The 19,949-nt window shown below is 26.4% G+C and carries 12 protein-coding genes and 2 pseudogenes; 9 read left to right on the top strand and 5 right to left on the bottom strand.

Features of this window, described 5'->3' with window-relative positions; genetic code table 4:
- The first annotated feature begins 103 nt into the window (after positions 1-103).
- The 3 genes from dcm to EXC51_RS00475 all read left to right on the top strand — a co-directional run bounded on the left by dcm (position 104) and on the right by EXC51_RS00475 (position 6,511).
- Positions 104-1,363: a DNA (cytosine-5-)-methyltransferase gene (gene dcm / locus EXC51_RS00485; protein WP_129620026.1), complete on the top strand. Its 1,260-nt coding sequence runs from the start codon at positions 104-106 to the stop codon at positions 1,361-1,363.
- A complete protein-coding gene (locus EXC51_RS00480) occupies positions 1,347-4,289 on the top strand; it encodes a DUF262 domain-containing protein (protein ID WP_129620025.1) in 2,943 nt (980 codons plus the stop codon). Before dcm ends, EXC51_RS00480 begins: the two co-directional genes overlap by 17 nt.
- A 593-nt stretch (positions 4,290-4,882) precedes the next feature.
- A complete protein-coding gene (locus EXC51_RS00475) occupies positions 4,883-6,511 on the top strand; it encodes an IS1634 family transposase (protein WP_129619975.1) in 1,629 nt (542 codons plus the stop codon).
- Between the two features lie 438 nt (positions 6,512-6,949).
- Here EXC51_RS00475 and thiI read toward each other — a convergent pair whose 3' ends face one another.
- From thiI to EXC51_RS00460, 3 genes are all read right to left on the bottom strand, one after another.
- Positions 6,950-8,092: a tRNA uracil 4-sulfurtransferase ThiI gene (thiI, locus tag EXC51_RS00470; protein ID WP_129620024.1), complete on the bottom strand. Its 1,143-nt coding sequence runs from the start codon at positions 8,090-8,092 to the stop codon at positions 6,950-6,952.
- Positions 8,085-9,551 carry a hypothetical protein gene (locus EXC51_RS00465; protein ID WP_129620023.1) on the bottom strand — a complete coding sequence of 489 codons (1,467 nt, stop codon included), beginning with the start codon at positions 9,549-9,551 and terminating at the stop codon, positions 8,085-8,087. The genes thiI and EXC51_RS00465 overlap by 8 nt, the downstream gene beginning before the upstream one ends.
- A 93-nt stretch (positions 9,552-9,644) precedes the next feature.
- Positions 9,645-10,484, bottom strand: a complete 840-nt coding sequence (locus tag EXC51_RS00460; RefSeq protein WP_129620022.1) for an HAD family hydrolase — start codon at positions 10,482-10,484, stop codon at positions 9,645-9,647.
- A 51-nt stretch (positions 10,485-10,535) separates the two neighbouring features.
- On the opposite strand from EXC51_RS00460, the gene mnmG reads away from it, so the two are divergent.
- Together mnmG and EXC51_RS00450 are read left to right on the top strand one after the other, a co-directional pair.
- Positions 10,536-12,377 (top strand): tRNA uridine-5-carboxymethylaminomethyl(34) synthesis enzyme MnmG, encoded by a 1,842-nt coding sequence (mnmG, locus tag EXC51_RS00455; RefSeq protein WP_129620021.1) that lies wholly within the window; start codon positions 10,536-10,538, stop codon positions 12,375-12,377.
- On the top strand, positions 12,367-12,801 hold the full coding sequence (locus tag EXC51_RS00450) for a 23S rRNA (pseudouridine(1915)-N(3))-methyltransferase RlmH (RefSeq protein WP_129620020.1): 435 nt from the start codon (positions 12,367-12,369) through the stop codon (positions 12,799-12,801). Before mnmG ends, EXC51_RS00450 begins: the two co-directional genes overlap by 11 nt.
- Positions 12,802-12,965: 164 nt before the next feature.
- On the opposite strand, the gene EXC51_RS00445 is transcribed toward EXC51_RS00450, so the two are convergent.
- Entirely contained in the window at positions 12,966-14,594 is a 1,629-nt protein-coding gene (locus tag EXC51_RS00445; RefSeq protein ID WP_129619975.1) for an IS1634 family transposase, read from the bottom strand.
- 126 nt (positions 14,595-14,720) lie between these two features.
- On the opposite strand from EXC51_RS00445, the pseudogene EXC51_RS00440 reads away from it, so the two are divergent.
- Positions 14,721-14,834, top strand: a pseudogene (locus EXC51_RS00440) (23S rRNA (pseudouridine(1915)-N(3))-methyltransferase RlmH); the annotation flags it as partial.
- A 226-nt stretch (positions 14,835-15,060) separates the two neighbouring features.
- Here EXC51_RS00440 and EXC51_RS00435 read toward each other — a convergent pair.
- Positions 15,061-15,289: pseudogene (locus tag EXC51_RS00435) on the bottom strand (IS1634-like element ISMsy1 family transposase); the annotation flags it as partial.
- A 619-nt stretch (positions 15,290-15,908) separates the two neighbouring features.
- Between EXC51_RS00435 and EXC51_RS00430 the strand changes: the two are divergent.
- The 3 genes from EXC51_RS00430 (at position 15,909) to EXC51_RS00420 (ending at position 19,884) form a co-directional block, all read left to right on the top strand.
- The gene (locus EXC51_RS00430; RefSeq protein WP_129620019.1) at positions 15,909-17,684 is read left to right on the top strand and encodes an ABC transporter ATP-binding protein; all 1,776 of its coding nucleotides are present in this window, start codon (positions 15,909-15,911) and stop codon (positions 17,682-17,684) included.
- Position 17,685: 1 nt separating this feature from the next.
- Positions 17,686-19,509 (top strand): ABC transporter ATP-binding protein, encoded by a 1,824-nt coding sequence (locus EXC51_RS00425; RefSeq protein ID WP_129620018.1) that lies wholly within the window; start codon positions 17,686-17,688, stop codon positions 19,507-19,509.
- Between the two features lie 108 nt (positions 19,510-19,617).
- Positions 19,618-19,884 carry a hypothetical protein gene (locus EXC51_RS00420; protein ID WP_129620017.1) on the top strand — a complete coding sequence of 89 codons (267 nt, stop codon included), beginning with the start codon at positions 19,618-19,620 and terminating at the stop codon, positions 19,882-19,884.
- The last annotated feature ends 65 nt before the right edge of the window (positions 19,885-19,949 follow it).

Here is a 19,949-nt window from a genome sequence, read left to right as displayed (position 1 = left end):
ATAATAATTTCGATTTAAATCCACTTTTTCATTTTGTTAATTCATTTAAAAATACGAAAAAGTTGAGTGCTTAGCATTCAGCTTTTTTGTCTATTCCTATAATATGAAAATTAAAGTCTTTGAAGCTTTCGCTGGTATAGGTGCTCAGCACAAAAGCATTTCGTGAGTTAACAAGCAAATAAAGAGTGAATTTGAAGTAGTAGCCACATCAGATTGAGATATAAGAGCGATTATTTCTTATGCATCAATTCATAATGGCTTAAGTGAAGCAAAAATTGAAAAAATATGCAAAAATAAGTTTGATTCTGAAGCAAAAATTGATGAGTATTTATCACAAAGGATTTTTAGCAGCAACTCTAAAACTCCTATAAAATACATTAAAAGATTACCAATTAAAACTAAGAAGGCATTAGTTGTAGCAAACTCTTTAAATAACAATTTCCCTGACATTAATGCTGTCTCAGGGGAAGTTTTAGATTTGCATGAAATTGATCTACTTACTTATTCATTCCCTTGTCAAGGGCTTTCGGTAGCTAATATGGGGCGTTCTAAAGGGATTAATGATGATTCAAGCACAAGTCATTTGGTGTGACAAATTGGAAAGATTTTAAAGCAAGTTAAAAATAAACCTAAATATTTACTTTTAGAAAACGTTAAAAACTTAGTTAATCAATACCATGCTGAATATGAGCAATGAAAAGAGGAATTGAAAAAATTAGGTTATAAAACTTTCACAGCAGTTTTTAATGCTAATGATTTTGGGTCGCTCCAAAAAAGAGAAAGGGTATTTGCTATTAGCGTGCTTAAAAGCATTAAAACCCCTTTTAAAAATGATGATCAATATAAAGAATACTTGCTTTCTTTAGGTATCAAGCATAAATTAACTACTTTAGAGCAAAGAAAAAAAGAGTATCATAAAATCTTTGATTTAAATAATAAAAACCTTGAAGAATTAAATAATTATTTAGTTAATAACACGCCTTCTAGAGTCAGAATGATTAAGGAAGGAAGAAATCTCAATGACCTAAAATTTGCACATAAAAACAAATACACCATTAATACACTAACTACTAAGCAAGATCGAATTCCAAATGTTGGATATTTAAATTTAAAAGCAAATAACCCTAAAAAGCTAGACTATAGGTTCGTTTCACCAAGAGAAAGTTACAAAATTATGGGATTTGAAGATAAGGATTTTGACAAGCTAAAACCATTTATAAATAGCGGAATTTTAACTAAAGAAGCATTATGAAGACAAGCAGGAAATTCAATTGATGTAAATGTGTTAAAAAGAATTTTTGAAGCAATTTGAAATATTCATGTATTAAATAATAAAGGGGATAAAAATGGCGAAAAAAAGTAAAGAAAAGTTCTTAACTGAAATTTGAGATATCGGTACAAATGTACAAGGATATTTCGACAATGCGATTTTAAAATGACTTCACAACCCTCATATTTCAAATGATTATATAAATGGAGATTTAATAAGTCATTTAACAATAAATGCAATTGTTTATAAAGATGGCACTGAAGAAGAGTTTGAATTTTACAAGAAAGACTTATCAGAGAGCACTTTAAACCAAGTTGTGCAATTTTTAAAAATTTGTGACATTTTAGAGACAAATTCAAAAGATAATGAACCAGCCATTTTTTATTTAAAAAACGAATTTATCGAAAAATTAAAGGACGATCCAATTTCGAATTGAGAAAATACAACTAGAGAATATATTTTTAAAAAAATCACCAATAAATTAAATCGTTATATAGATATCATTAATGATTACAATGCTAAGAAAAAGGAAACTAAATCAAAACAAGTGGAATTTGTAAGTTATTTAACTAATAATCAAAGAGAAATTTTTTATGATATAAGTGATAGTAATTGAATGAATTCAATTCTTTTATCACTTAGTAAAAACTTTATAGAGAATTTCGGAGATACTTACTACAATTTAATTAATGAATATTTAAACAAGAAAAATAGATCTGCAAATGTAATAAAGCGTTGAGGTGAATTTTGTAATTATATTTGGACTGGAAAAAATCCGTTTAATACGAAATTAATTTTAGATAAATTTATCACAGCATTAGGGATAAAAGAAAAACAAAAAGATCAAGAAATACTACATTTTGATTATTCTAGTTTCGCTCCTGATAAATTAGGTTATACAAATGGTTTTTATGAATTCAATGGAAATTTAGATAGTTCTTCAAATATAGTTGATGATAATACGCCATTTAAATCTTTTGTGTTCAATTTAAACTATTTACTTCATTTTTCTACTATAAAAAACGAAATATTCTTACCTTTATATCAAAGAAATTATTCTTGAAATGAAAGATTAATTGATATTTTATTTGAAGATATTGAAGTCTTAATCGAAGAAGAAAATAAAAAACATTTCTTAGGTTCTATAACATTTTCACAGATAAACAACACTTTAAACATTGTTGATGGACAACAAAGAACAATGACATTGATTTTGTTTTCATATGCACTATATAAAATGATTCTCCATTATAATGTTAATAATGAACATAAAATTCTTATTCCTGAAGTTTTTGCTGATATGTTCAAAAACAAAAAACATTGAATGAATCTTAGAGATTATGAAGAATCAGAATCATATCAATACTTAAAAACACTATTTTCAAGCGATATTAACCAAATTAGGAAAGTTTTTGTACCTGATATTGAAAAAAAGTTTAAATCTAAAATAAAGAATAATTTAGATCACATTTGAAGCATTTTAAATAGTAAAATTGGGTTTAATAAGGAAAAAATTGAAAAATTAACTAAGGTTTTTCTTGAGAATCTTTATTTCAACATTATGTTTGTGCAAAGTAAGTATGAAGATAAAATTTTTGAAAAAATGAATCTCCTTAGTCAAAGATTAAATAATATTGATTTAATTAATTCATTAATTTATAAACTTTGAGACCCTTTCAATCATCCTGGTTGTGTAAAAAGATTTAAGAAAAATATATCAGAGCATTTTTATAAAGTAAAAAACGACGAAACTATCGAAGATGATAAGAAAATTGAAATTTTTGCTAACTTTATTAATTACAAACACAATCTTAACTGTGATAGTGAAAGAAATAATGAATATAAAGCTTATTACATTCTCAAAAAATTCATTGAAACTAAACACAAAGAATTTAATGGAGACTTTCAAAAGTTTTTAGATGTGATTTCAAAAGATCTTTGAATTTTTAAATTCATATTAACTGAAAATACTAATGAATTAGAGAAATTATTTGATTCACAGAAAATGGTATTTGCTAAAGAAATTAGTGAAGCAAATAAACATATGTTAATTTTTGTTTTCCCTTTTATGTGCCTTACTAAAGTTGCTGATACAACAGTTTTATTTTTAATTGTTTATAGCATCTTACAAAAATTTAACATCATAAGTTTTAATGAATTTGCGTCTAAAGATGATAATTTAATCAACTTCAATAAAGCTATAAGATGACTTTTTGAAATCGAAAGATTTAGATGAATTTGAAAAACAAGTTACTTCGAAGGTCAATCAATTAGGGATATTGTTAAACGTTGAGCTGATAAAATTCAACATCGTGATGGTAGTGATAATATCGAAAATATTGAAGATTTAAGAGAAGAACTTTATAAATGAATTAATCCGCAAAGTAAATTTAAAGAAATAATTAGTACTTTTGCTAAAGATATAGAAAATAGACTTTCAGAACCATCTAAAAGAACTACAAGTAGCAATAAAGACTATATAATGCTTATGAGAAGAGTTGAATGTTTTTTAATGAATGATTTTAATAATTTTCCAAATTGAAGCTATTTAAAAGATAATTCGGAATTAACAAAATTTTTAAATTTATTTAGTGAAAATTCAAGCTGAGAGCATTTTTATTCTAGAAAAATACAAAAAGATTCAAAAGATCCTGAAATAGAAAAAGCACAAAAAGACTCTAATTTAATCGATTCTATTGGTAATGGTTTTGTCTTAAATATGCAGGCAAACAGCAAAGGTAAAAATAATCCTCCTGCTGAGAAATATGAAAAATTATATAAACATACGGAAAGATCGATGATGTCTTTTGCAGGAGTGAAATTCACAATTAAAGAAGTAAAAGATAAATATTTAGATAAATTACCAGAATTATTTGAAAATCAATATAAAAACCATGATGAAAAAATTGAAATTATCAAAATTGAGAAAGAGTGAACTAAAGAAAAAATTGAAAATAGAAATAAAGCAATCATTGCTTTAATTCAAGATATTTATTCACTTGGAAAATCTGATAAATAATTTGACACTTTTGAAATCTAAATAACGAATAAGACTAGAAAATAGTTATATTCGTTATTTTTATATTAAGTTTCCTATATAGCAAAAGTAAGTGAGCAAAAGAAATGTTAGAAGCTTTTCTGTTAAAGAAAAAGAAGCTTTTATTTATTGAATTACACTTTTATAAAACAACGAATAATCCTATATAATAGAGTTACTCGTTGTTTTATATAACTTAGTATACAGGAATAAAATTTGAATAAAAAAGAGACAATCACTTGTCTCTTTTTGGGTTCAGGATTTTGTTATGATACTATAAAATACACATATAAAGGACCGTATCAACAGGTTTGCGCATGGAACCCGCGCGCAATATTAAGTTAAAAACTTAATTACAGTTATATAGATATCTAACAATAATATTAGATACATTTTACATTATACATCAACCAGAGTGATAATTGAAAATAAAATTGTAAAACAAAATTATCCTGAGTTTCCAAGTTGAGCCTATTTTTTAGGCTTATTTTTTATACATATATCAAAGATATATGACCTAAAGAAAAAAATGTTTTTTTACTTACATTACACACATAAAATGATATAATAAGAGCATGAGTTACAGTTTATGCAAGAAAAAACAAAATGGAAAATATTATTTAGTTTTAGCTATTTCTAAAGGTTTTAAAAAAGGTTATGGAAATCAGGTTGGTCTAGGATACTGAGAAGATATCAAAGAAAAGTATGGATTATCTTCAATTGAAGATATGAAAGAAATAGCAAAAAAAGTAGATACATCTTTAGATAAAGCTATTGCAAAAGAAGAATTTTTTAAATTATTAAAACCCACTTCTGTAAAAACAAGTATCCAAAATATTGGAGTTGATTTAATTTATAAAGTTATTAAAGAATTAGATTTATTTTCAGTATTGCCAAAAAGTAAACATAAATCGTTAGAAGAGGTTTTGGAATTTTTCATAGCAACTAGAATTATCCTTCCAAGAAGCTATATGTCACAATATAAAAATAAAAGCGATTTTATAAATGATATTAATGTTAAAAAATCATCAATATATAACTATCTTGATGTTATTTTTGAAAATAAGAACTCTGTTTTAGTCAATTTATTTCAAAAAATAAATGAATTTACAAATCGCAATAATAAAGTTATTCACTTCGATAACACAACAGTTTATTTTGAAAGCTTTACAAGAGAAGGGATGAGAAAAAACGGTTTTTCAAAAGACGGAAAACACAATGAAGATCAAGTAGTCATAGCAATGGCTGTAGACGAAAACGGAATACCAATACACTATAAAGTTTTCCCAGGTAACACGGCTGATGGTAAAACAATGTTATCCTTCGTTTTAGAACTTCAATCAATCTATAAAATAAAGGATATTACAATAGTTGCAGATCGTGGAATAAATAACAACGCAAACTTACGTTTCCTAGAACAAAAAGGAATTAAATATATATTCCAAAAAAGATTAGATACATTAAGTATTGGGATGAAAAAATTCATTCTTGAAGACAAACATTATGTTTTTAGAGATGAAATGTTTTGAAAAGAACAAATTGTTGAATCTGTTTGAAATAAAAATAGATTTAATGGTAAATACAGAAAATGATGTGTGTTTTTCAGTCCTGGGAAAAAGACTTTAGATAAATTAAAAAGAAATAATTTTATTGATAAATTGAATAAGAAAACTGTAAATGGAGAACTGCCACTTAGTTCTTTAGTTCCAGAATATAAAAAGAAATATATGGACATTGATGGCAAAACAGTGGGTAAATTAAATTGAGAGAAAATTAAGAAAAAAGAATCTGAAGATGGTTTTTACATTATTGAAACCAATATTCTAGATTTAACACCAGAAAAAGCTAATGAAATTTACAGAAAACAATGAAAAGTAGAAGAAAATTTCAGAACATTAAAATCTTCTTTACAAGTTAGACCTGTTTTTGTTCATAATGAACAGCATATACTTGCACATCTTTTATTATGTTTCATTGCTCTTGTTGTTTTAAAATACTGTCTTTATAAATTAAAGAAATATTATGAAATCAATGGAGAAATACAAAAAGTGACGTTAGATTTATTTGTGGATTCATTAAGAATGATGACTATAACAAAAAAAGAAGTAAATGGAAAAGTGGTACAAGAAATAATTAATGATTTGGATGAAAACCACAAAGAAAATATAAAAATTTATAAAGATTTCATCGCATGTATGAGTTAATTCTATGTGTGTAATTTTAAATGTAAAAAAACGAATACACCTTATTTATAGCTGTATTCGTTTTTTATAGTGTCTCAACTTGGAAACTCAGGACAACGAATAATCCTATATAATAGAGTTACTCGTTGTTTTATATAACTTAGTATACAGGAATAAAATTTGAATAAAAAAGAGACAATCACTTGTCTCTTTTTGGGTTCAGGATTTTGTTATGATACTATAAAATACACATATAAAGGACCGTATCAACAGGTTTGCGCATGGAACCCGCGCGCAATATTAAGTTAAAAACTTAATTACAGTTATATAGATATCTAACAATAATATTAGATACATTTTACATTATACATCAACCAGAGTGATAATTGAAAATAAAATTGTAAAACAAAATTATAATAAATTATAAAAATTACAAGCAATAACTGCTTGCAATTTTCATTAATCTCTATATTTGAAGTTTAATATCTCAATACCATTTTCAAAAGCTTCTTGCTCCATTTCTGGTAAGTTATAAAGCTCTTTTTCAAGTTCTAAAGCAGTTTGTAAAGAAGGTTTAGTCACAGGTTCTTTAGGGGCAAATAACTCACAAGTTTCATTAGCTTTAATAATTGAAATATCATGAGTACCGATTCTACGTGCAATATCAATAACTTCGTTTTTATCAAAAGTAAGAAGCGGACGGAAAATTTGAATTGAAGTTGCATTTCCAATTGTGGCAAGTGATTCAAGTGTTTGTGAAGCCACTTGACCAAGGTTATCACCATTTGAAACAGCTAAATAGCCTTTTTGGAGAGCCATTTTTTCAGCAATTCGATAAAAACTACGACGCATTAAAGTGATTTTATATGATTCTTTAGAAACAAAAGATATGTAGTTCATAAGTTCGCTATAATCACAAATAAAAAGAGTTGATGAACGTTGATATTTAGCAAGTACTTTAGTAAGATTTGAAATTTTCTCGATAGTTCTTTGATCAGTTTGTGGAGGAGTGATAAAAGTTAAAAAATCAACTTTAAGTCCCCGTTTCATAAGTTCATAAGCAGCTACTGGAGAGTCAAATCCCCCACTAATAAGGTGCAAAATTCTTCCAGATACGCCAACAGGAAGTCCACCAAGCCCATTTATATATTTTGAAAAAATATAAGTACGTCCATTTCTAACTTCAACATAAAAAGTTTGATCTGGAGAGTGAACATCTACTTTCATTTGGGTATTTTTCAGAACAAAACCACCTAAAGCATGATTAATTTGATCTGAAGTGAGTTCAAATTTTTTAAAGTTTCTACGCGCTGCAATTTTAAATGTTTTAGCAGCTGGATCCACCATTTTTAAAATAGTTGATTTAAAAATTTCAATATCATTTTCTACCACAACCACTGGAGAATATGAGCTAATTCCAAAAACATAATTTAAGTTTTTTAAATTTTCTTCAGTGTAATTTAGGTACATACGATCAAATTCTACTTGTGGTTTTTCACCAGTGATGTGTTGGATGTTTTGTTCTAATGTTTTAATGAAAGTTTTTCGATTTTTCTTTTTAAGAACAAGTTCTCCATATCTAATTAAAATCTTGTTATACATATTTTTTCTCCTTAAGTTTATCTTTTAAATCACGATAAAGCATTTTATAATCATTGTTTTTTAATTCGTTTTGAGCTAATGTAAAAATTTCATTAATAGATTCACTTTTTTTAGATGAATATTGATATTTATCAGTTAAAACTTTTCTTAGTTCATTAATTAATTTTTTGTAAGCTGAATTTTCGCTTACAATTTTAATTCCCTGTGAAATTAGATCAACTCAGTTATTTCATTTGTATTTATTTTCACTAAGATTAATCACTGTTTCTTTAGTTAATTTTAATAAATTTTCTTGGTAAAAATTATCAAGTTCAAGCTTTATTTTTCTTGCTTTAAAACTACTGGTTCAATTTTTATCTTCAATTAATTCTTTGTATAAAGATATAGTTTGTAATACTTCAATATTAAAAGCTTGCATTTTGTGAAAATAGGAGCTGCGCTTTATTTCTTTGTTTTGCCTACTTTGGAATGCATTTGAAGCTTTGTCAATAAATTCTTTGTATAAACTTAGAGTCTTTGAGTAATTTTTAGCTATAGAAATGCTTTTAGCAATGTTTTTTAGCTCATTAAATACATTTTGATCAATTTTATCTTCTTGAATCTCTTTTATAATAGTTTCTAAAAAATGAGCGTTATTTTCATTAAAAGATTCAACTAAGTTTTTATTATGATTTTCCCTTGCTATTTCAAAAAGGAGTTGATAAATTGCTTTAATTTTGTGGATGATTTGATTATAAGAAAGCTCATTTCATTCATTTTGCAAACTTAGAACTTCTTTGGATAGATTATCATAAAATTTATGATCATAAGAATTAGATTTATTTTTAATAAACTTAATTTGACTTGGAAGTGCGACAAACAAAATTCAGTCTAATTTTTTAAGTGAATCACAAATTTGAATATATTGCTGAATTTGCTTTGAAAATTCAATCATTTGTTCATTAGTATGCTTAAAATCTCCGCTTTTTCTTAGGTTCTTAAAGCTAGTTAAATTAGAGCGGTATTCATAATTGAGCACAATTGCTTTTTCATAAGTATTAGGAATAAATTCCTTGCTTGAATCAAGGAAATACTGCGTTTCAGTGAGTGCATCTAAAAGTCGATCTCAATCATTATCAAAAGTGTTTCATTTTTGATTAAGTTCAAATGTAAGTGATTCAAATTTGCTATTATAACCTTTAAATTTATTGTGGTTGTAATTAAATTCTTTCACTTTGCGATAAAACTGAATGATTTGCTTGTTTTTATAATGTTCCTTAATTTGGTCAAAAATGTTTTTTAAGGTAGTTACAAAGCTGCTGATAAATTGATTTAGCGAATTAAGATCATCATAAGTTTTATCAAAAGTTTTATTTTCATTTTTAATGCTTTGATACTTTGAAAGTGTTGAAAGATTATAAGAAATAAGATAATTTATTTCATTTTTAATTTTGGTAACTTTATTAAAAGTTTTATTCATATAAATATTTCTAAAAAGTAAAAAACTTAATAACACAAGTGTTATTAAGAATAAACAAATTAAAAATATTATGAAATATTTCATTTTTGCTACCTATTTTTTTGACTTTTGTTGTGAAATCATTCTTTTTAATTCATAATCGCTACGGTATAAATAATCATCAATTGCTTCAGCAAGTCCATTTTGACGTACATCTGAAGTGTAATATTTAGCTGCTTTTTTAGTTTCAGGATCAGCATTATCCATAACATATGAATAACCAACAGTTTCAAGCATTGAAATGTCATTTGGACTATCACCAATTCCCATAACATCTTCAAGATTGCAATTAAATACATTATCACAAAGTCATTTAATTCCGCTTGCTTTAGAAATTCCGCTTTTAGTAATTTCAATGTGAGTTTTTAAGTTGCAAACATTTAAGTCAATATCAATTTTTGATATTTCTTGGTAAAATCTTTCAATTTCATCTCTATTTCCATAAACTTCGATTTTATGAATGTCTTGATTGATTTTTCCTTCAGTGTTTCACTGGTCATACTCACAAAAACGAGTTAGAAATTCCGTATTTTCTTTGCTAAAGTCTTTTAAGTAGTATTGATGAGTTCCAAAATAGTAAAGTCCAATACCTAACTTATCAGAAATTTGTCATACCTTTTCCACTTCTTTAAGTGGCATATATTCAATGTTTAAAATTCTTTTTTCTAAGTTGTCAAAAATCAATGCTCCATTAGAACAAACAATGTATCTTCCTGAAAGTTCATTAGCTAATCTTTGTATTTTCTCATATGGACCATTACCAGTATTGATTACAAAAGGGATATTTTTATCAGCTAATTCCTTAGTTTTGTTAATAATTTCATTTGAAAGTTCCTTATTAGGAAATGGGTAGATTGTGCCATCTACATCGCTAAAAATTACTCATTTATTCATAGTTTTTATATTATAAATTAATTTAATTTTTTTAGTAAAATAATAAATACTATGAATAATAAAAATTTAAATTTTGAAGCAGTCGTAATTGGTGGAGGACATGCTGGAGTTGAGGCAACTTTTTCACTTGCAAATAAAGGTCATAAAGTTGCACTTGTTTCTTTTGATAAAACAAGAATTGCAATGATGCCATGCAACCCTTCGATCGGAGGGCCTGCCAAAGGTATTATTACACGTGAAATTGATGCGCTTGGAGGAGTTCAAGGGTATTTTTCTGATTTAGCAATGATTCAAATTAAAATGCTTAATGAATCAAAAGGGCCAGCAGTTAGAGCGATAAGAGCTCAAATTGATAAAGAAAAATATTCACAAATAATTTTTGAAGCACTTTCAAAACATCCAAATGTAACTATCATCGAAGATGTTGCTACTGATATTGTTACTGATGGTAATAAATTTACCGGGATTGTTTTAGAGCAAAATGGAGTTTTAAATGCTCAAGTTTGTGTTATCACAACTGGAACATATATGAATTCAAGAATTCTTCGTGGTGATGAAGTAACAGTTTCTGGACCTGATAATCAAAAAACTACACCAAAAGTAAGTCAGTCGCTTGCTAATTTAGGTTTTGAAATTCAAAGATTAAAAACTGGTACTCCAGCTCGGGTATATGCTCATTCAATTGATTTTTCAAAAGTTGAAAAAGAAAACTTAGAAGATTCATATTTAAGTTTCTCTGCTCGTTCTGGTGTGAAATTAGATAAGCAAATTTCATGTTATTTAACTTACACAAATGCTCAAACACATAAAATTATTCAAGATAATATCCACCGCTCTGCAATGTATTCAGGTTTAATTGAAGGAATTGGACCTAGATATTGTCCAAGTGTTGAAGATAAGGTAATGCGTTTTGCTGATAAAGAAAGACACCAAGTGTTTTTTGAACCCGAAACAGCTGATGGAAGTATTATTTATGTTAATGGAATGTCAACATCAATGCCAATTGATGTTCAAGACCAAATGCTTAGAACCATTCCAGGGCTTGAAAACTGTGAGGTTCAAAAATGAGGGTATGCTATTGAGTATGATGCAATTAACCCACTTCAACTTAAGCCTACTTTAGAGACTAAAATTATCGAAAATCTTTTCACCGCAGGTCAAATCAACGGTACTAGCGGTTATGAAGAAGCTGCTGCTCAAGGTCTTATTGCAGGGATTAATGCAGGACAAAAACTTGAAAACAAAGAAGGTCTTGTGCTTTTAAGAAATGATGCTTATATTGGTGTCTTAATTGATGATTTAGTAACTAAAGGAACTAAAGAACCATATCGTATGCTTACTTCTAGAGCTGAATATCGCCTTTTACTTAGAAATGATAACCCAGATATCCGTCTTGCTAAATATGGACATATGGTAGGGTTAATTAGTGATAATGATTATCAAAAAGTTCTTGATAAATACAAAAAAATCGAAGATAAAATTGCTGAATTAGAAAATTCATTTGTTTCTTCAAAAAGTGATTTAGCTCTTAAATACGGAATTACAAATGGTGTAAGTATGTTAAAAGTGCTTGCTCGTCCTGAAGTAGCCGCTAGTGATGTTGTTGGTGATTTTGAGTTCAAAAACGAATTAACAACAATTGTAAGATTAGATGGATACATCAAAAAACAAGAGCAAGAAGCAAATAAAATGAATAAGCTAGATAAAATTGTAATTCCAGCCAATTTAGATTATTCACAAGTTAATAATATAGCTACTGAAGCAAAGCAAAAACTTGAAAAAATTCGTCCAATTAATTTAGGACAAGCTTCAAGAATTAGCGGAATTAATCCAGCAGATATTCAAATGCTTCTTTTTCACTTAAAATCTAAAAAAGGAAACAATGAAGCTTAATATTGTTGCAGTTGGTTCACTTAGTAAAGAATACCAAGTTCTTTTTAATGATTATGTCAAGAAAATTGAGTTTTTCTGCAAAGTCAATGTTATTGAAATTAAGGAACAAAAAATCGATAATATTGAATTAAAAATTAAAAAAGAAACTGAAATGATTTTAAGTAAGATACCAAAAAACTCTAATGTTATCTATTTATCAACTAAAGCCAAACAATATGATTCAGTCGAATTTGCTTCACTTTTTACTAATATTGATAATACAACTTTTGTTATCGGCGGATCAAATGGAGTAGATGAATCTTATTTTGAAAGGAAAGTCAATTTTTCAAAAATGACTTTTCCACATCAATTATTCAGAGTAATGCTTATTGAGCAAATTTACCGTGGTTTTTCAATTGTAAATAATATTAAGTATCACAAATAATTCATTTAATCCAAAAAGTCGCGCTGTAATGACGTGGCTTTTTGGTTTAGGAACAATTACTTTAGTAATAATCCTGAGTTTCCAAGTTGAGACACTATAAAAAACGAATACAGCTATAAATAAGGTGTATTCGTTTTTTTACATTTAAAATTACACACATAGAATTAACTCATACATGCGATGAAATCTTTATAAATTTTTATATTTTCTTTGTGGTTTTCATCCAAATCATTAATTATTTCTTGTACCACTTTTCCATTTACTTCTTTTTTTGTTATAGTCATCATTCTTAATGAATCCACAAATAAATCTAACGTCACTTTTTGTATTTCTCCATTGATTTCATAATATTTCTTTAATTTATAAAGACAGTATTTTAAAACAACAAGAGCAATGAAACATAATAAAAGATGTGCAAGTATATGCTGTTCATTATGAACAAAAACAGGTCTAACTTGTAAAGAAGATTTTAATGTTCTGAAATTTTCTTCTACTTTTCATTGTTTTCTGTAAATTTCATTAGCTTTTTCTGGTGTTAAATCTAGAATATTGGTTTCAATAATGTAAAAACCATCTTCAGATTCTTTTTTCTTAATTTTCTCTCAATTTAATTTACCCACTGTTTTGCCATCAATGTCCATATATTTCTTTTTATATTCTGGAACTAAAGAACTAAGTGGCAGTTCTCCATTTACAGTTTTCTTATTCAATTTATCAATAAAATTATTTCTTTTTAATTTATCTAAAGTCTTTTTCCCAGGACTGAAAAACACACATCATTTTCTGTATTTACCATTAAATCTATTTTTATTTCAAACAGATTCAACAATTTGTTCTTTTCAAAACATTTCATCTCTAAAAACATAATGTTTGTCTTCAAGAATGAATTTTTTCATCCCAATACTTAATGTATCTAATCTTTTTTGGAATATATATTTAATTCCTTTTTGTTCTAGGAAACGTAAGTTTGCGTTGTTATTTATTCCACGATCTGCAACTATTGTAATATCCTTTATTTTATAGATTGATTGAAGTTCTAAAACGAAGGATAACATTGTTTTACCATCAGCCGTGTTACCTGGGAAAACTTTATAGTGTATTGGTATTCCGTTTTCGTCTACAGCCATTGCTATGACTACTTGATCTTCATTGTGTTTTCCGTCTTTTGAAAAACCGTTTTTTCTCATCCCTTCTCTTGTAAAGCTTTCAAAATAAACTGTTGTGTTATCGAAGTGAATAACTTTATTATTGCGATTTGTAAATTCATTTATTTTTTGAAATAAATTGACTAAAACAGAGTTCTTATTTTCAAAAATAACATCAAGATAGTTATATATTGATGATTTTTTAACATTAATATCATTTATAAAATCGCTTTTATTTTTATATTGTGACATATAGCTTCTTGGAAGGATAATTCTAGTTGCTATGAAAAATTCCAAAACCTCTTCTAACGATTTATGTTTACTTTTTGGCAATACTGAAAATAAATCTAATTCTTTAATAACTTTATAAATTAAATCAACTCCAATATTTTGGATACTTGTTTTTACAGAAGTGGGTTTTAATAATTTAAAAAATTCTTCTTTTGCAATAGCTTTATCTAAAGATGTATCTACTTTTTTTGCTATTTCTTTCATATCTTCAATTGAAGATAATCCATACTTTTCTTTGATATCTTCTCAGTATCCTAGACCAACCTGATTTCCATAACCTTTTTTAAAACCTTTAGAAATAGCTAAAACTAAATAATATTTTCCATTTTGTTTTTTCTTGCATAAACTGTAACTCATGCTCTTATTATATCATTTTATGTGTGTAATGTAAGTAAAAAAACATTTTTTTCTTTAGGTCATATATCTTTGATATATGTATAAAAAATAAGCCTAAAAAATAGGCTCAACTTGGAAACTCAGGAAAGGAAAGTCAATTTTTCAAAAATGACTTTTCCACATCAATTATTCAGAGTAATGCTTATTGAGCAAATTTACCGTGGTTTTTCAATTGTAAATAATATTAAGTATCACAAATAATTCATTTAATCCAAAAAGTCGCGCTGTAATGACGTGGCTTTTTGGTTTAGGAACAATTACTTTAGTAATAATAGTTTGACAGTTTACAAACTAAAAAAACGAATAAGACTAAAATATAGAAAAATTTGAAAATAATTAAACTTTTATATCCTGAGTTTCCAAGTTGTAATGAAGAAAAAACGAATACACCTACAAATAAGGCGTATTCGTTTTTTGCGTTTTTAAATTACAATGATAGACTATCAACGGCATATTGAAAATCACTATATATTTTGTTTAATTCCTTATGCACTGGGTCTAAATTATTCTTGATTTCACTTACAACTTTATCATTCACAGTCTTCGTTGTGATTGTTATAAGTTTCAAAGCATCTATAAACATATTCATTGTGAGTTTTTGGATCTCACCATTATCTTTATAAAATTTTTTTTAATTTATAAATGCAATAATTCAAACAAAAATTGGAAAAGTGACGCGCAAGTTAAGTGTCAAAAAAATAACAATGCTTTTTTAATGTTTAAATTATAAAAAATTAGTGCAAAAAATGAATAAATAGTGACAATGCAGTTTGTAAATCCCATGAAGCAAATAAACCTAAAATACAAAGAGGATATTAATAATTTTTCCAGTGAAATGTATATAGTAAATTAATAAACTTTAAAACTTCATACTATAAAGTAGAGAAGTTATAAACAAAAGAAACACAAAAGAAACACAAAAGAAACACAAAAGAAACACAAAAGAAACACAAAAGAAACACAAAAGAAACACAAAAGAAACACAAAAGAAACACAAAAGAAACACAAAAGAAACACAAAAGAAACAAATATAAGAGTATAAACAATATACAAATAATATGAATATTATTACATATAATAATTATGATAATATGATCAAAACATCTAAATTGATATTTATTTTATAAATTAGAAAAGTCACATGCATTAAATTTGCGTGTGACTTTTCTAATTTATATCTTTTTATGATTAAAGAATTAACAAGCACAAATTTTCATGCTATAACAAGAATTATTCACCAGCTTAATTCATTTTAAATGTTTATAATATTTTATTATGATTAGAATTTTGAATTTATTAAATACAAAAACAAAGCTGAGAATTTTGCTTTGTGCTTTAATTTCAATTCTGCCAAGCTTTTTTGAAATGCTAATTCCGCAGTTTATAAAGCAATTCATTATAATGAGCGATCATAACAACGTTATTGAAGTTGTTAGAATTTTTCACTGACAAATTTATCCACCTTCTTTTTTAAGTGTGTATCAATTTTTAATCATTTTAGTTCTTGCTTCAGGACTTCTTAACTTAATTTTATGATTCGCTTCACAAAGATTATGTGAATATACAATTAGCCATATTCGTCATTTAATTAGGTTAAAGTTATTTGACAAAATTATTCACTTAAGCAAAGATGATATTACCAATCTTTCACAAGCTGCAATCATTACTTATTTTGGAAATGATATTGGTAAAATCAATTCTGGATTTTTTGTGTTATGTCGTTCTTTATTTAATGGTTTATTCTTAATTATTTGAGGTGTCTTTTTCTCGTTAAATTTAGATTTACATTTATCAATTGCTATTTTTGTAAATATCCCTATTGTAATTATTGGTTCAGTTGTAGCAATTAAATTTCTTTTTCCTTTATTTAGAAAGGAAAATTACATTTTAGATAAATTAGCAAATAATGCAAAAGAAGATATTAACGGAATTGAACTAATTAAAGCTTACAATTTAGAAGAAACTAGATTTAAGCATTATCAAAAAGAAAATAATAACTTACTTAATCTAAATTACAAAGTATCTTTCAGAGATTCGTTAGCATGACCGATTATTCATGCTTGCATTTCAATTGGAAATATTTTAGTATTTATAATTTTTGGATTCATGGCCAAAAATTATACAAATGATAATATCCAAAGCCAAGTTGGAAATATCTATCAATTTTTAGCTTACCTTTCACTTATTTCTTCAGGGATTTTCCAAGTGTGTTTTGAATCAAATAAACTATTTAGAGCCAGCGCTAGCTCAAAAAGAATTTATGAAGTACTAAATTTAGAAAGCAAAATTAAAGATGTTATTAGTGAAATTAAGCCTACTAATTGATCGATTGCTTTTGAGAATGTTTCTTACATTTACCCTAATAATCCAGATGTAGATGCTCTTAAAAATATTACTTTTGATGTTAAGGCTAACTCTTCACTTGGAATAATTGGATCTACTGGAAGTGGAAAAAGTACGATTGTGAATTTACTTACTAGAGAAATTCTTCCGGATCAAGGAACAGTTAAAATTGGTGGTTATGACCTAAACTTAATTGATACAAATTATTTAAAAAGCAATCTTTCTGCAGTTATGCAAAAGAATATGCTTTTAAGTGGTTCAATTAAAGAAAACATTACTTTAACTAATGAAAATGCTTCTGAAATTGAAATTTATCAAGCAATTAATATTTCACAATCTCACTTTATCAATGAATATGAAAACAGTTATGAACAAATAATTGGTCAGCACGGAATTAACTTAAGTGGTGGTCAAAAACAAAGAATTAGTATCGCGCAAGGAATTATTAAAAAACCAAAAATTTTAATCTTAGATGATACCACTAGTGCTTTAGACAATCAAACTGATAAAAACGTTCAAAAAGAAATTTTAAACAACTTTAAAGATATTACCCTTATTATCATTTCACAAAGAATTAGAACAATTGAAAACTTAGATAAAATCATTGTTTTAGATAAAGGTAAAATAGTAGGAAGCGGAACTCACCAGCAGCTTTTAAAAGATAATCAATACTATCAAGAAATATTCGAAAGTCAAAAGGAAAAATAAAATGAGAATCAGAATATCAAAACGCAGTGAGAAAATTTCATTTAAAGACCTTAAAGAAATTTTCTCAATTTTACCATTTAGTAAAAAGCAATGATTTTTACTTTTTCTTTTTGTCTTTTTAACAGCTGGAATTGGTAGTTTAATTTCTTGATATATCGGTTTTTTAGTAGGCCACTTTTTTAGTAGCGACAGCTTTGAACAGATTTGAAAAGAACAATATTCTTTCTATTTCCTTTTAGTTATTATCTTGTTTTTCTTTTACATTTTTGAAAAGCTCATTTCCATTTTTAACTCACTGATGCTTTCAAAAGCTTTTAATTTATATACTAAAAACTTAAGAGAAACTTTGTATTTGAAAATTCAAAGTCTGCCAATGAACTTTTTTGAAAATGAAAAAACTGGTGATTTAATGGCTGCAATTAGCAATGATACTGAAAATTTAGCTAACTCACTTTCAAGTATTATTTCAAACATTTTAAGGGTCATTTTTACTTTTGTTTTAAATGCCACTTTAATGTTTTTATATGCACCAATTTTAGGGTTTATTTCAATTATTTTAGTTCCACTAACTGGTATTATTTTCATTTATATAATTTCAAAAACCAAAAAACACTTTAGAAAAGCACAAGATGCATATGGAGAATATAACGGTTATATTGAAGAAATTTTAGATTCACTTCCAAATATTAGAATCCATCAAAAGCAAAATTTAGTATATAAAAAGTTTAAACAAATTAGTTTAAACGAACGAAATGCAGGAAGAAAATCAGTTCTTTTTTGACACATTTTACACCCAAGCTATAATTTTATTAACATTGTAAATCAGCTAATTATTGTGTCATTAAGCACTTATTTTTTCTTAAATAAAATTCCAAGCTATGGAATTAAAGAGTTAGATTTTGGGGTAATTACTTCTTTTTCAATGTATATTTCATCACTAACTAGTCAAATTATGACTGTACTTAGCTTTTCAAATACATTACAAAATGGTCTTTCATCTTGGGATAGAATCAAACGAATTTTAGAATATAAAATTCCTTTTGAAAATGAAAAACTTGATTCTCTTAAATTTATTAAAGGTGATATTGAATTTAGAAATGTCAATTTTCACTATCCAAACTTAAAAGATAATGTTGTTTTAAGTAATATTAGTTTTAAAATACCTGCACAAACCAGTTTAGCACTAGTAGGGCATACTGGAAGTGGAAAAAGTACTATTTCCAAACTGTTAGCTAAATTTTATGAACCAAGCAGTGGAGATATTTTAATTGATAATCAAAGATCAATTAAAATTGATCAAAAATCTTGAAGAGACAAAATTGCAATTATTTCTCAAGATACATTCTTATTTGAAGATACCATTTTTAATAATTTAAAAATGGTCAATCCAAATATTGACAATCAAAAGCTTTTAGAAATTTGCAAGCTCACTAAAATAGATGAATTTATTAGTGTTCTTCCAAAAGGTTATGAAACTATTTTAATTAATAATGGACGAAATCTTTCTGAAGGTCAAAGACAACTTCTTTCAATTACTAGAGCTTTAATTTCAGAAAAACCAATTATTATTATGGATGAAGCTACTTCAAATATCGATACTATCACTGAGAAAAAGATTCAAGAAGCACTTAAATATTTAAGTAACAAAAAGACCTTATTAATTATTGCTCACCGCCTTAGCACCATTATAAATGCTGACAATATTGTAGTTTTAGAAAAAGGGAAAATTATTGAGCAAGGAAGACATTTTGAACTTTTAGATAATAAAGGAAAATATTTTAATTTATATAACTCAATTCTAAATGAAGCTAAAAAAGATTTTTAGCCCTAAAAATAGGTTTAAAAAAATATTTCAACAGTTTTTAAATAGATTTAATAAAATAGCGCTTTTGTATTATAATTAGAAAAACTGACTAAGCAAGGAGAATAAACAATGTCATTAGAAACAAAACAAGTACAAGAAATCAAAGAAGAAACACAAAACGAAAACAATCAACAAGAAGAACAAAAAACAGTTTGAACAACAAAGAAAAAAATTTTAGTAGCACTTATGATTTTATTAATTGTTGTTTTACTTGTTTTAATTTGCCTTGAGATTGCTTACATCGCTGATTTTTATAAATATAAAGACACAGGAGTAGATGGTCGTTTATGAACAGTTCTCCAAAGACAAAGAGGACTTTTTGGTGAAGCAGCCTAATTTGTATTTCAGATAATTAAAAAATAGCAAATTAACCCTTGCTATTTTTTAATTATCATTAAAGC

Source organism: Mycoplasmopsis gallinacea (genome assembly GCF_900660495.1).
Taxonomy (GTDB): domain Bacteria; phylum Bacillota_I; class Bacilli_A; order Mycoplasmatales; family Metamycoplasmataceae; genus Mycoplasmopsis; species Mycoplasmopsis gallinacea.
Note: the sequence above shows the minus strand (reverse complement) of the source record. Positions and strands in the feature narration are given on the sequence as shown.